Annotated in this window: 10 protein-coding genes; 2 read left to right on the top strand and 8 right to left on the bottom strand. The window is 43.0% G+C overall.

All coding sequences use genetic code 11. From position 1 onward, the window contains the following. Positions 1–158: 158 nt before the first annotated feature. The gene (locus tag EDD59_RS15865; protein WP_132383661.1) at positions 159–2,750 is read right to left on the bottom strand and encodes a sensor histidine kinase; all 2,592 of its coding nucleotides are present in this window, start codon (positions 2,748–2,750) and stop codon (positions 159–161) included. Between the two features lie 8 nt (positions 2,751–2,758). Next, positions 2,759–3,463, bottom strand: a complete 705-nt coding sequence (locus tag EDD59_RS15860; protein WP_132383659.1) for a response regulator transcription factor — start codon at positions 3,461–3,463, stop codon at positions 2,759–2,761. A 622-nt stretch (positions 3,464–4,085) separates the two neighbouring features. Between EDD59_RS15860 and EDD59_RS15855 the strand changes: the two genes are divergently transcribed. After that, a complete protein-coding gene (locus tag EDD59_RS15855) occupies positions 4,086–4,922 on the top strand; it encodes a GH25 family lysozyme (RefSeq protein ID WP_132383657.1) in 837 nt (278 codons plus the stop codon). An 831-nt stretch (positions 4,923–5,753) separates the two neighbouring features. Here EDD59_RS15855 and EDD59_RS15850 read toward each other — a convergent pair. The 5 genes from EDD59_RS15850 to EDD59_RS15830 all read right to left on the bottom strand — a co-directional run bounded on the left by EDD59_RS15850 (position 5,754) and on the right by EDD59_RS15830 (position 10,644). Then, positions 5,754–6,686, bottom strand: coding sequence for an alpha/beta fold hydrolase (locus EDD59_RS15850; protein ID WP_132383655.1), 933 nt, complete (start codon positions 6,684–6,686; stop codon positions 5,754–5,756). 9 nt (positions 6,687–6,695) lie between these two features. Next, the gene (locus tag EDD59_RS15845; protein ID WP_132383653.1) at positions 6,696–8,075 is read right to left on the bottom strand and encodes a citrate/2-methylcitrate synthase; all 1,380 of its coding nucleotides are present in this window, start codon (positions 8,073–8,075) and stop codon (positions 6,696–6,698) included. A gap of 324 nt (positions 8,076–8,399) precedes the next feature. Then, positions 8,400–9,275, bottom strand: a complete 876-nt coding sequence (rsmA, locus tag EDD59_RS15840) for a 16S rRNA (adenine(1518)-N(6)/adenine(1519)-N(6))-dimethyltransferase RsmA (protein ID WP_132383651.1) — start codon at positions 9,273–9,275, stop codon at positions 8,400–8,402. A 24-nt stretch (positions 9,276–9,299) separates the two neighbouring features. Continuing rightward, positions 9,300–10,064: a TatD family hydrolase gene (locus tag EDD59_RS15835; protein WP_132383649.1), complete on the bottom strand. Its 765-nt coding sequence runs from the start codon at positions 10,062–10,064 to the stop codon at positions 9,300–9,302. A gap of 16 nt (positions 10,065–10,080) precedes the next feature. Continuing rightward, a complete protein-coding gene (locus tag EDD59_RS15830; protein WP_132383647.1) occupies positions 10,081–10,644 on the bottom strand; it encodes a TetR/AcrR family transcriptional regulator in 564 nt (187 codons plus the stop codon). A gap of 194 nt (positions 10,645–10,838) precedes the next feature. Here EDD59_RS15830 and EDD59_RS15825 point away from each other — a divergent pair, with 194 nt between their 5' ends. Then, positions 10,839–12,746: a heavy metal translocating P-type ATPase gene (locus EDD59_RS15825; RefSeq protein WP_132383645.1), complete on the top strand. Its 1,908-nt coding sequence runs from the start codon at positions 10,839–10,841 to the stop codon at positions 12,744–12,746. A gap of 80 nt (positions 12,747–12,826) precedes the next feature. Here the strand turns inward: EDD59_RS15825 and EDD59_RS15820 are convergent, their stop codons facing one another. Then, positions 12,827–14,377 (bottom strand): L-glutamate gamma-semialdehyde dehydrogenase, encoded by a 1,551-nt coding sequence (locus EDD59_RS15820; RefSeq protein ID WP_132383643.1) that lies wholly within the window; start codon positions 14,375–14,377, stop codon positions 12,827–12,829. Between the last annotated feature and the right edge of the window lie 61 nt (positions 14,378–14,438).

The raw sequence follows: 14,438 nt of genomic DNA, 5'->3' as shown, positions 1-14,438 counted from the left end.
TATACACAAAAATATCTTCTTTTACTCCAAAACTGCCAGTATTCAATTTTCAATCTGCATTGGAATTAGATGATTCTAATTCCGAGAACTTATTATCTTCAAAATCGTATATCATATCATAAAAAATGAGAATATTCTGAAAATGAGCCGCAAAAGGGTCAGTCCCCTTTTTGGACTTTGGGAAACTCTATAGTTACCTTAAACAAATCTCCGTCCAAATACAGCTTAAACTCTCCGCCCTGCATTTCTGTCAGGCTCTTGGCTATGGACAATCCTAGGCCGCTGCCTTCCGTGCTTCTTGAAATATCACCTCTGATAAACCTTTCCGTCAGCTCATCTGCTGAAATATTGAGCGGTTGCTCTGAAACATTTTTCAGTGAAAAGCTTACTTTTTTGTCATCCGCCCACAGATCTGCGTACACTCTTGTACCGGACATAGCATACTTGGCTGCATTGTTGTAAATATTCTCCAGTACGCGCCACATTCGTTTTCCGTCAACATGAATGACGGCAGAATCCTCTGAAAGGTTTTGAATGATTGTCAGATTCTTATTTTCGAATTTCTCAGCAAATTCTCCCGTTGTCTGGTTAAGCATTTCGACTAAATTTACATCCATCATTTCCAGTGAGATATTCCCGCTGCTTACTTTTGATGCTTCCACCACGTCTTCCGTCAGTGTTTTCAGACGCTGTGCCTTTGCTTCCAGAATATCCAGATAGCCTTGTATTTTGGGATCGGTGAAATTTTCTCGTTTCAGCAAATCTACATAATTAATAATGGAAGTCAGAGGAGTCTTTATGTCGTGAGAAACATTCGTAATTAAATCGGTCTTTAGTCTTTCACCTTTCATACCTTCCTCGACGGCCCGCTGCAGTCCGTTTCCTATATTATTTACCATTTCTGCGTTTTTTAAGTTTCCGCCTTTCATCCCTTTAAGAGGAATTTTATAATCCACATTTCCTGAAGCAATCTCCTCAATCCCTTTTGTGAGCCTGGATTTGGCGATTGTATTTTTTACAATAATGTATACGGCAGCGCCGCCTTCTACTACAAGTAACAACAGAACCATCGCCGCCCCATCACTTATAGCCAGAAGCAGGCAGTCTGCCAGGATAACTGCAGCCAAAGTACCAATTGTCTTTCCGGTAATACTGCGATTTTCCCAAAATTCCCTGAGAAATAGCAGTATACTTCTTAAAAGACTATTCTCCCAGACTGTTTTTGCTTTTATCCTGCGTACCAGGCTGAGATACCCCCATAAGAAGCAGGCAGCTGTATATGCTGCAATCATCCCTGCTCCCACTAAATCACCTATGTTCAGGGAATTTCCCGCATAAGATCCTGTATAGGGCATGTCATAATATTGGCTTATTACATAGGAGTGTCCACCTGAAAAAGTGTTTCCCAACGTGTTTCCCATAAGCATGACAGGTACGATCCACACTATAATCACAAAAGCGGCTCCAAGCTCTGTTTTCCATCTGTCAAATCCGTTTAAGTGAAGCTCTTCATCTTTGCTGTTTCTGCCTGCATTAAGGGTTAGCCAGATTAAGATTATGAAAAACAGTAGGGCGGAGAATACACTTCCAAACATTGCCAGTCTCAAATATGGAGCATATGTCTCATATTCATGCTTATCCCCGTAAAAAGCATCCTGTATCGGAAAGTCTGTATCCACAGAGGCCGCAAATATACAATTGACCTTCTTACTATCAGAATCAGATTTCACTGTGAACCGCCAGTCACCTGCAGATGTATCCATATTTGTTTCAAAGTCCGCCAGCTTTGGTCTTACAATTACATACTTACTTTTGTCCTCTTGCTTCATTTCTTCCAGATTTTCCTGGAAATCATCATAACTTTTATACTGTTGATTATTTGTATATACTTTTTTTGTGTCCTCATTTACAAACATATAGGTAAAGTTTGTGTTCCCTTCACTCCATGTATCACCGTCCTGCAGATACACGTTTATCTCGGAAGATATTGAGTCCAGCACATCCTCCAGATAACGGTAAACCTTTGACAGATTGCCATTCAATGCAGGTTTGGTATTGACTACTTCCAAAATGTTCTTTGCACCGACCGGTGCATATTTCTCCTTTACGACCTCATTAAACGTCCAGCAATCTGTATATTGTGTATTACCCTCTGCATCCTTGATAATCAGATTTCCGTCTGAATAACCGGAAGTATAATATCCAGCTTCCAGCTCGTTCAGGAATTCAGAAGTATTCTTATACTCTACTTCCAGCTCAAGCTTCTTCTCCTCTATCAGCGTTCTGAACTCACTCATATAATAGTAATGATAGGTTCCGTCCGGCTTCTGGCAGACCACCACGTTACTTTCCTCATACGCTGCTCCGCCCATTTCCGCATAATCCTCACTCCAGTTCTTCAGTTCCCCTAGAGTATACGCAAGGCCAGAGCTGTTTTCACCGGATATTTTTCCATTTTTTTCAAAATCTACAATGTCAACCAGCTTATCAGGGGCATATTTGCCCTCTGCCGTAAAATTTTCTTCCGCGGAAATGCCCCCTTTTACACTCCTGGCGGCATTATACATCATATCATAGAAACTTGACGACTCTTCATATGGCCTGTCAAATGCGTGTGTAATATCCCCGCTCATTATACTGCTGGAAAAGGCCGTCAACAGTACAAGACTTACTACTGCTGCCACTGCCGTTATGTGTGCAAGAAGCAGCAAAATCCCCTTTGCCACCGGTTTCTTATACCAGTTCTTCATACTTTTTATCATTCCTTTCTGGCACTTTCAATCTTATAGCCGACTCCCCAGACCACTTTCAGGTACCTGGGCTCCTTGGGATTAATCTCTATCTTCTCCCTGATGTGCCGGATGTGAACGGCAACTGTATTGTCTGCCCCTATGGCATCCTCATTCCAGATAGATTCATAAATCTGATCTATAGAAAAGACTCTGCCCTGATTCTTCATTAATAATAGTAAAATGTTATATTCGATGGGTGTCAGTTTCACAATCTCTCCGTCTACTGTGACTTCCTTCAAATCATCATTAATTGTAAGTCCGCCCACCTCATACACCTCATCATATTTTTCATTCACGCTGCCTCCCAGCTGGGTATACCTGCGCATCTGAGATTTAACTCTGGCCACAAGCTCCAGTGGATTGAAAGGTTTCGTCACATAATCATCTGCGCCCACATTCAGCCCTAAAATCTTATCCGCATCTTCAGATTTAGCTGAAAGGATAATAATCGGAATGCAATTACTCTCTCTTATTTTAAGAGTTGCCCGGATTCCATCCAGCTTTGGCATCATAATATCAAGTACCAGCAAATGTACTTTTTCTGTTTCCAGAATCTTTAATGCCTCTGCCCCATCATAGGCCTTCAGCACATGATATCCCTCCTGGGTCAAATATATCTCTATCGCCTCAACAATTTCCTTGTCATCATCGCAGACTAAAATATTATACATTTTCATCACCTCCCCTATAGTATACATGATATTTATATTTTTTTAAGACTCACTTTGGAAAATTCTTATGTTTTCCTTAATCTCTGCCGCAGGAGCCTACTTCATAATTTTTTCAAAAATCATACATAAATTGTTAATTTATCCCTCACACAACCAACACATTTTCCCTGTATAGTATTAAATATAAAAGGACAAAACCTTTTTATATAAATAAATTTTCTTTTTCATAATTTTTTCCAAGGCCGGGTGTTTTCCCGGCCTCTCCTTTTGCCATTTATCCCCTATTGCACAATTGTTACATAATTGTTACAATTCCATTGTGATTAGCTAACACATGCCAAATACCCCGCAGGCAGCTGCCAAGGTCAGCACACTGGATTGACTTTGCCCCAGCGTCTTCGAGAGAATAATTATTATAAGGAGGGCCAGATCATGTGTTTCAATTTTAGTAACTGTACTGAATTACTTAACTACCTCTGCAACGCACTTAAATTTGGATGTTAGTTTTGAGACTCTGGCTTTTAGCCAGAGTCATTTTTATGTCCCAAGAACCATTTTACTGCTTTCCACATATAATAAAATGATAATTGTGACCATACTTTTATGGTAAAAGGAGATTTATATGAGTTTTCGAGGGCTAAATGTCAGTGAAATCCAGGAAATCATAGACTGGGAGCAGGTGAAGTCTGCCGGATACCAATTTGCCATGCTCCTCGCAGGACATGGTTTAGGGATTTTGGACCAAAAGTTTTTGCAAAATGCCTCCGAATGCAATCGGATCGGGCTCCCCATCGGGGCATACTGGCTCTGCCGCGCTATCAATACGGAGACTGCCCGTCAGGAGGCTGATGGTTGTATAAGTGCTGTTTCCTCCTGCCGCCTGGAGTACCCAGTTTGTTATAACATAAATCAGATGACAATTAGCTACGCTGCCCAGCATGGTGTGACAGTGACACCTTCACTGGCAACCCAATTCGTACAGAATTTCTGCGACAGAATAGAAGAACTAGGGTATTATCCCATGTTCTGCTGCAGCCGGAACTTTTTGGATACTTATTTTCCTCCAGGATTTTCTAAACGTTATACATTTTGGTATTCCTGTCACAGCAGCACCTTTGACAATACCGACTGCAGTATGTGGCAGTACACTGACCAGGGAAATGTACCCGGAATCAGTGGAAACGTTGATTTGGATGTGGGATTTCTGGATTTTCCCGTTATGATTCGCAGTGCAGGATTCAATCACTTGGACGGCAGTCTGCCGCCGCCTGCGGGCACACAGAATTATATCACTTACGTTGTTCAACCGGAAGATACTCTAATTCGTATAGCACAGCGTTATGGAACTACCTATGAGGCTCTTGCCAGTTTAAATGATATTCCCGACCCTGATATCATTTATGCCGGCCAGACTATTCGAATTCCTGAAACTGGAACATTTTTTTTTAGAATTTCATAACAATTTTTCCGTTTCTTTTATAGAAACGACATACTTTGTGCACATTTATTCTCTATACTAGATATCAGATAGTTGATAAACAACTATCTCCCCCCTCATAAAGTAAAGACACCTTGGGGGAGCCCAAGATGTCTCACTTTACTCTCATTCCTTTAGATATTATGAAAACAGATAGAATCCTCATTTAGCCGATACTAAATGAGGATTCTATCTGTTTTTAACAATTTTGTAATAGATTTTATGTTTCTTTAATATTGTCAACATATTTTAGACACATTTCGCCCTTATAATAAACTTTAGATAGTTGGTAAACAACTATCTCCCCCCTCATAAAGTAAAGACATCTTGGGGGAACTCAAGATGTCTCACTTTACTCTCATTCCTTTAGATAACTATAAAAACAACGAAAGCCCATCAGTTTACAATTGATGGGCTTTCCTTTTATATTTTGATACCAGGGTCAAAAGGTCATGCGTTTCATGCTTGCATGAAAAAGCATGACCTTGGGACCCGCAAAACATGAGAAAGTAGCCCGAATAGGGCGGATTTCGAATGTTTTTAGGATTGCGGGAGCACAAAGTGCGTAGCAATCCGTAGGTATCAGGGGGCAAAATACCTTTTGACCCCTACATCTTATTTTGATACCAGGGTCAAAAGGTCATGCGTTTCATGCTTGCATGAAAAAGCATGACCTTGGGGCCCGTAAAACATGAGAAAGTAGCCCGAATAGGGCGGATTTCGAATGTTTTTAGGATTGCGGGAGCACAAAGTGCGTAGCAATCCGTAGGTATCAGGGGGCAAAATACCTTTTGACTCCTACATCATATTTTGCTAAGATGATATTTTATCTTCCAGCCACCCCAATAAATCCTCATACACCTGCGTCCTGTCTGTTTCATTGAGCAGTTCATGTCTGTCGCCGGAATATAGCCGTAAACTCACATCCTGAATACCTGCGGATTTATATTTTTCATAAATCTTTTTGACCCCTTTTCCGAACTTGCCGGCGGGGTCCTCATCGCCTGCCGCAATCAGCATAGGCAAAGTCTTAGGTATCATATAGAAGCTTTCCTTTTTCTGAATCTGGCGCATGCCGCTGAACATATGATAATACGCATTTACCGTAAACATAAAGGAACAGAGAGGATCATCCACATAAGCATCCAGCAGCTGGTTATCACTTGTTATCCAGTCTGCTCTTGTCCTTGCAGGCTTGTATCCTTTATTGTAGCTGCCCAGAGTCAGCCTGTCCATGAACTTGCTGCGATAATGCCAACCCCGAAATGCTGCCATAACACGGCACATATGTCTTGCAAAACGCAGTGCAGCGGGGTTGTGATCCGCCACCACTCCAATCAAAATAATGCCGCTTAAGCCATTTCCATACATCTGAACATACTGACGCACAAGTGCAGACCCCATACTGTGCCCCAGCATAAAGTATGGAATATGAGGATATTTTTTCATTGTTCTCTGACGGAGCGTATGCATGTCTCCCAGTATGCAGGCATTTCCATACTTTTCGTTAAAATACCCGTATTCCTTTTTACTTTGTATCGACTTTCCATGTCCCAGATGGTCATTGCCCACTACATAATATCCCTGGCTGCACAGAAACTCTGCGAACTTATCATAGCGGTTTACGTACTCAACCATGCCATGACAAATCTGCAGAACAGCTTTTATTTTGCCTTCCGGTTTCCATTCAACTGTATGAATCTCTGTATTTCCGTCTTTCGACGGGAAGTAAAATTCATCTTTCATTTCTTACATCTACCTGTCATCTAATTTTATATAATCACGATAAGGTGCCAGCGGCTTATATGCCGGACGAATAATCTTATCCACATTCTTCAGCTCTTCAAGCCTGTGGGCGCTCCACCCAACAATGCGGGCAGCCGCAAAGATCGGAGTATACAATGCAGGAGGAAGATCCAGCATACCATATACAAGACCGCTGAAAAAGTCCACGTTGGCATTAACACCTTTATACATCTTCCGCTTCTCACCGATAATTTCAGGAGCAAGATGCTCTACCTTTTCATAAAGTGCATATTCAGCTTCACAGTTCTTCTCCACTGCAAGTTGTTTGACAAATGCCTTGAAAATATCAGCTCTGGGGTCTGAAATAGAGTAAACAGCATGACCCATTCCATAAATCAACCCCTTTTTGTCAAATACCTTCTTGTCCAGAAGATCAACCAAGTACTGTCTGATCTGACTCTCATCTTCCCAGTTTGTCAGAGTGTTCTTCATATCCTCAAACATCTGTGTTACTTTCACATTTGCACCGCCGTGTTTTGGTCCCTTCAGGGATGCCATAGCCGCTGCAATGGTTGAATACGTATCAGTGCCTGAAGATGTAACAACATGTGTTGTAAATGTAGAATTATTACCGCCGCCGTGATCCATATGAAGCACAAGTGCCATATCCAGAATCTCTGCTTCCAATTTTGTGTACTGCCTGTCTTCACGGAGCATCATCAGAATATTCTCCGCCATGGACAGTTCCGGATAAGGTGCATAGATATATAAATCCTCTCCCCTTCTATAATTATAAGCGTGGTAGCTGTAAACCATCAGCATTGGGAACTGACTAATCAGGTTCAAAGACTGGCGCAGCACATTTGGAATAGACGTGTCATCTGCATTTTTATCATAAGAATACAAATTCAGAATACATCTTGAGATTCCGTTCATCATGTCCCTGCTGGGTGCTTTCATAATTACATCCCGCACGAAATTGGGAGGAAGAGTTCTTCTTTCCGCAAGTATGTTCTGGAATTCCTTTAGCTGAGTTTTATTTGGCAGATTACCAAACAAAAGAAGATACGTTGTCTCCTCAAATCCCGGGTGCTTCGCTTCCAGGAAACCTTTTACCAAATCTTTGATGTTATAGCCGCGATAATAAAGATTTCCTTCACAGGGGACTTCCTTTCCGTCGACAACCCTGCTGGCACTCACATCAGATATGTTTGTCAGCCCGGCCAACACACCTTTACCATTTAAATCACGGAGACCTCTTTTAACCTCATACTTTGTGTAAAGTTCTTTTTCGATTCTATTATTTTCTTCACAAATTTTGGCCAATTCTTTAACCTTTGGTGTGACTTCAAAAAGAATGTTATCAACGTCAGCTTGTAATTTTGCCATAAAACCGCTCCTTTCCTCCCACTATATTTACTTGTCTGATTACTCCATTATACTAAAAAAGCGGTCTTTATACAATGAAATGTATATAAAATCTTTATGAACTGGTAACAGTTCAGCCATGCGAATTTTCGACAGCGTAGGCAGGAGAAAGCTTGCTTTCGTATGCATATGCTGCCGAAAATTCATATGGCGCTCTGCCACAGCGAGATGAAGCGCAGCACATGTCCTTGGTTAGCAACCGTAGTGTGGTTGTTTAACAAGGACGGTACCCTTGGGGTGGAATCGAGCTGATGGCTGAACTGTTACATGAACTGTTGTAACACCTCATCTCCTGCTCTGCCGCAGGGTGTTGCCAAGTATCGCAAACTCTTCCAGTGTCAATGTTTCTCCCCTTACACTTGCCCCTTTCCCCAGGCTCCCTATGGCGGCCTCTATCTGTTCTTTTGTAAAATCCAGCTCTGACGAGTTTTTCAATCCGTTAGCCAGCGTTTTCCTTCTCTGGTTAAAGGACGCACGGATAATCTTAAACATTAATTTTTCGTCTTCCACCTTTACTGCCGGTTTCTCATACCTCTCCAGACGTATAACCGCAGAGCCCACTTTTGGCCTGGGCATAAAGCAGTTAGGCGGCACATTTGCCACAATGTACGGTTTTGCATAATATTGCACAGCCAGTGAAAGGGCCCCGTAATTTTTACTGCCGGGGCCCGCCTGCATCCTCTCCGCCACTTCCTTCTGCACCATGACAGTCATACTCTTTAATGGAACCTGATTTTCAAACAGTCCCATAATAATCGGTGTGGTAATGTAATATGGCAGATTTGCAACAATCTTTATGGGCCGTCCTCCATTTTCCCGTTCTGCAAGTTTGGCTATGTCAACTTTCAAAATGTCCTCGTTTAATACTGTTACATTTTCATAGCCTTCCAGAGTTTCCTCCAGTATGGGTATCAGTGCCCGGTCAATTTCAACGGCAGTCACTTTTGCTGCCGCCTGAGCCAGATATTGAGTCATGGTTCCAATTCCCGGTCCAATTTCCAATACCATGTCCTCGCCGGAAATCTCCGCCGAACGGATAATTTTATCCAGAACATGGGTATCTATAAGAAAGTTCTGTCCAAATTTCCTTTGAAATATAAAATGATATTTCTGCAAAACCGCTATTGTATTTTGCGGGCTTCCCAATGCGGGCTCCTTCATAAGCTCCTCCTTTAAAACGGTGCTTTATTCCATTCGGTATAGTTTTCTGGCATTTCTCTCTGTCTGAGCTTCCACTTCTTCGTAAGAAACCCCTTTTAGCTCTGCAATCCGCTCCGCCACGTAAGTCAAATTCAAAGAAGAATTTCTTTTCCCCCTGTTTGGTTCCGGGGCCAGATAAGGGCTGTCTGTTTCAAGAACCAGAAAATCCAATGGAATATCCTCCACCACTTCTTTTAATTTTCTTGCGTTTTTGAATGTCACAACGCCTCCTACTCCAATGTAGAAGCCCATCTTGACATATTCTCTTGCAAGTTCCACCGAGTATGAAAAACAATGGATGACTCCTCCCAGTCCTTTCCCATATTTTTTCATAATATCAAGAGTGTCTGCCGCCGCATCCCGGCTGTGGATGATCACAGGCATGCCCAGTTCCCCTGCAAGTCGCAGCTGGCGGATGAACCAGTTCTTCTGCTCGTCATGGCTTTCTTTTTCCCAGTAGTAATCCAGTCCGATCTCTCCCACTGCAACTATTTTCTGTTCCTGTAAAATGTTCTTCAGACGGGCAAAATTCTCTTCGCTCAGCTCCCCCACATCATCCGGGTGGATACCTGCCGCCCCGTATATGAAAGAATATTTTTTTACTAATTTCCTGACGCCCTCCCATGATGCCACATCCGAACTCACATTAACAATGGTCCCAACTCCCCTGTCCTGCATAGATGCCAGCAGCTGCTCTCTATCCCCGTCAAATTGCTCATCATCATAATGCGCATGTGTATCAAAAATCATAGAAGATACCCCCTTCTTATATAATCGGCTGAGTCATTGCTGTAAAATATTCTGCAATTTCTTCCGGCGATTGTTTCATGCCGTTTTTCAGCCACCACCGTACCAGGTTCACAAAGCTGGCCGAAATCTGCTCTGTAAGCAAATCTTCAGGTACAATCGTATTCTTCCGTTCTCCTCCGCTTAGAATGCGGTCTGTTACCAGCCCGTTAAAGTATTGATGAAAATACCGCTGGAACAATTCACCGCTTTCACAAGTCAAAAGAATCAGCATCGTTTTTTCGTGTTCCCGGAGATGATACAAAATATGTGTAATAATTGCCCCAAAGTTCCCGGCCGCTGTAGAAAAATCATGGGTTTGTTCTGCTTCTGGTTCCTCCGAAAACACATGTTCAAACAGTTCTTCACACATTTCCCTCAAAAGATCATCTTTTGTGGGGAAATGTGCATAAAAGGTTGTCCGCCCTACATCGGCTCTGTCAATGATTTCCTGCACTGTAATCTGCGAATAACTGTGTTTGATCAGTAATTCACTGAAAGCACTGAAAATGGCTTTTCTTGTCTTTTGCTGCCGTCTGTCCATATTGCAACTGTCCTCCCGGAACATTTCTTTAAATTTGTTCGCTACCGTACGTTTTGCACAAATCATTTCTTGTACCGTTTTCGCAGCATTGTTATACTAATTTTAAAACAGAGTGTTCGGTTTCAAACTTATTGTACTGGATTTTGATATGACAATCAAGTACAAATGTGAAGTAAGACCAGGAGGTGCCAATCATGTTTAAGAAAATAAGCGATTCTTTTGCAGGCTTAGAATGGACCATTGTGTCCGGCATATTTCTAATACTCAGTCTGCTATTGCTGCTTACGAGAAGAGAGCTGCCTGTTGACCCGGCATGGGTAACAATTGTACTGTCCGGATATCCACTTCTTTATCTCGCCCTCACCCGTCTGTTTAAGGAAAAATGGATTTCATCTGCGCTTTTGATTTCCATGGCTATGATAGCGTCCCTTTACGTTGGAGAAATTTTTGCCGCCGGTGAGGTCGCCTTTATTATGTCAATCGGTGCTATCCTGGAAGATAAAACTGTCGAGCGGGCTAAAAAGGGGATTAAAAACCTTATCAGCCTTACCCCTGTACAGGGAAGAAAACTCACATCCAATACGTCGGGGACTGTTGAGGAAATGATTCCGGCCGTCCAGATTCAGGCAGGTGATATTTTGCGTATTTTGCCGGGCGAAGCAATTCCCGTTGATGGTGAAATAAAAACAGGAAATACTTCCGTGGACCAGTCCATCATAACCGGAGAGTCGCTCCCCGTGGATAAGGGAGCAGGGGACGCTGTATTCTGCGGGACAATCAACCGATTTGGCTCTATTGATATAGCTGCAACTAATGTCGGTAAGGATTCCTCACTGCAAAAGCTTATCCGCATGGTTCAAGAAGCAGAAAATAAAAAGGCACCCATACAGCGCATTGCAGATAAGTGGTCAGTATGGCTTGTTCCTATTGCTTTAATCATAGCAATCTGTGCTTTCCTTTCAACAGGAGATCTTGTCCGCGGGGTAACTGTCCTGGTGGTTTTTTGTCCCTGCGCTCTGGTCCTGGCCACTCCAACCTCCGTCATGGCGGCCATAGGCCAGGCAACGAAGCACGGTGTGATTATTAAATCTGGGGAAGCTCTGGAAAATATGGGAAAGGTAGATTGCATCGCCTTTGATAAAACCGGGACTCTGACGGAAGGAAAGCTTGTGGTCGCGGATATTTTTCCGGTATTGGATGGGATTGACGAAAAGCAGCTTCTAACTCTTGCTTCATCTGCAGAAGCCTGCTCTGAGCACCCTTTAGCAAAAGCAATCGTCAATTATGCAAAGACACAACAAATTTCACAGAAGCCCACTGCCGGTTTTCGCATGTTTCCGGGAAAGGGAATCACTGCCGTTGTGGATGGGGAGCCGCTGCTGTGCGGCACACTAAATTTTTTAAATGAAAACCAAATAACTCTGGGGGATTCGGTGCTTTCCATTTTGCACAAGTTCCAGGCACAAGGGAAGGCAACCATCCTTGTGGCAAAAGATAAAGCTTTGGCCGGCATAATCACTCTTTCCGATACATTGCGCAAATCCGCTCCCTATATGGTCGCAGAGCTTCATAAGATGAATACCCAGGTTGTGCTGCTGACCGGCGACTATGTGCAGACAGCGGAATACTTTGCTGAAAAAGCCGGAATTCACTTTGTAAAGTCGGAACTGCTTCCTGAGGATAAAGTCGGCAGTATTGCAGCGCTTGAAAAACAAGGACGAACGGTCTGCATGATCGGAGATGGTGTTAATGATGCTCCTGCACTGAAAACGGCCCATGTGGGTGTGGCCGTAAGCAGCTCGGGAAGTGACATTGCTGTGGATGCGGCCGACATCGCCCTGGTGGGGGATGACATAGCAAAAATCCCATACCTGAAAAGGCTTTCCAATACTACCGTCCACACGATAAAATTTAACATTACATTATCCATGATTATCAATTTCGTTGCTATTATCCTTTCCGTAGCAGGCATACTCACACCGGTCAGCGGCGCCCTGGTACACAATGCAGGCTCCGTACTGGTAGTGCTCAATGGGGCACTGCTCTATGACCGAAAATTATATGTAACCGACACATCCCGAACTGCCCGAATGCACGCATGAAAAGGGCTGTCCTGCTATCATTGAAAATTGATTATAGCAGGACAGCCTTTGAAGTTTCTCATTCTCACAAAAAACTCTGATTAATAAGTTAAATCTTCACATACGGATTTCAGATTCAGGAAATTTGTAAGGTAATCTCTCGTTCCAGTCTTTGCATCTGTGCCTGACATATTAAATCCGCCAAACGGGTGCTGAAGAACTACCGCGCCCGTGGATTTTCTGTTAAAGTATAAGTTTCCTACATGGAAGTCTGTTTTCGCCTTCTGGATATTGGTACGGTCTTCTGTGTAGACAGAGCCTGTCAGCCCATATTCCGTATCATTTGCAATTTCAAGTGCTTCATCAAAGGATTCTGCCTTAATAACTGCCAGTACCGGTCCGAAGATCTCTTCATTTGCAATTCTTGCGCCTCTTGTAATGTCACGTACAACAGTAGGCTCAATATAAAATCCTTCAGAATCATCGTACTTTCCGCCGGATACGATATTTCCCTCTTTTCCTGCAATTTCAATGTATCCTGTGATACTTTCAAACGCCGCTTTATTAATGACTGGTCCCATGGGCAGATTGTCACGTCCGCTTCCCTGCTGTTTCTTCAGTTCTTCTGCGCAGGCAACAATCTCATCTACAAATTCGTCATATACATCGCTCATAACAATAGCCCTGGAGCACGCAGAACATTTCTGACCCTGAAAAGAAAATGCAGAATTTGCAATTCCGGAGGCTGCTCTTTTTAAATCTGCTGAAGAATCTACGATGATTGCATTCTTTCCGCCCATCTCAGCAACAACACGTTTGATCCATCTCTGTCCTTCGGAAACCTCTGCCGCCATCTTGTTGATACGAAGGCCCACTACTTTAGAACCTGTAAAGTTTACAAATCTGGTAAGAGGGTGCTGTACAATAAAGTCTCCGATTACAGAGCCGGAGCCCGGTATGAAACTTATAACTCCTGCAGGAAATCCCGCTCTCTCACATAGTTCCACGAACTTATAGGCAACAATAGGGGTATCGGAGGATGGTTTGCATACAACGGTGTTTCCTGTGATTACGGCTGCTATTGCCATTCCTGCCAGCAGTGACAGCGGGAAATTCCACGGTGGTATTGCCACGCCCACACCAATCGGAGTGTAAACACATTTTGTAGCCTCTTCAGAATCTACCAGCTCCAGTCCTTTATCCAATTCTCTTGTATGCATAATGTATGAATTAAAAAAATCAAGAGCTTCACATAATTCTCCGTCGGCTTCGCCCCAGTTCTTTCCGCTTTCTTCCACACTCCATGCGTCCAGTATGTACCGCTCCCTGTGCATTAATTCCACAAGCCTTCTCACACAGCAGATTCTTTCTTCCACAGGAACTTTGCTCCATGTCTTAAACGCTTCGTGAGCGGAGCGGATTGCTTTGTCCGCCAGCTCCTTACTGCAGGAGCTTACTTTCCCCACCACTTCCCTTGTAGCTGGTGCAATAGACGTGATTTTTTCGTCTGTCATAACTCGTCTGCCGCCTATGATAAGCGGGTACTCCTGGCCTTTTTCTTCATCAACCTGCGCAAATGCCTGTAGCATTGCTTCTTTATTTGATAAAATTGTAAAATCCAGTTCCGATGCATTTTTAAAACCTTTTACCATGCTGTCTACCTCCTATAATTACCTAAATTTATACATATTTTATCATTGCAATTCTGCCGCG

This window comes from Muricomes intestini, from assembly GCF_004346165.1.
GTDB classification, from domain to species: Bacteria; Bacillota; Clostridia; order Lachnospirales; family Lachnospiraceae; genus Muricomes; species Muricomes intestini.
Note: the sequence above shows the minus strand (reverse complement) of the source record. Positions and strands in the feature narration are given on the sequence as shown.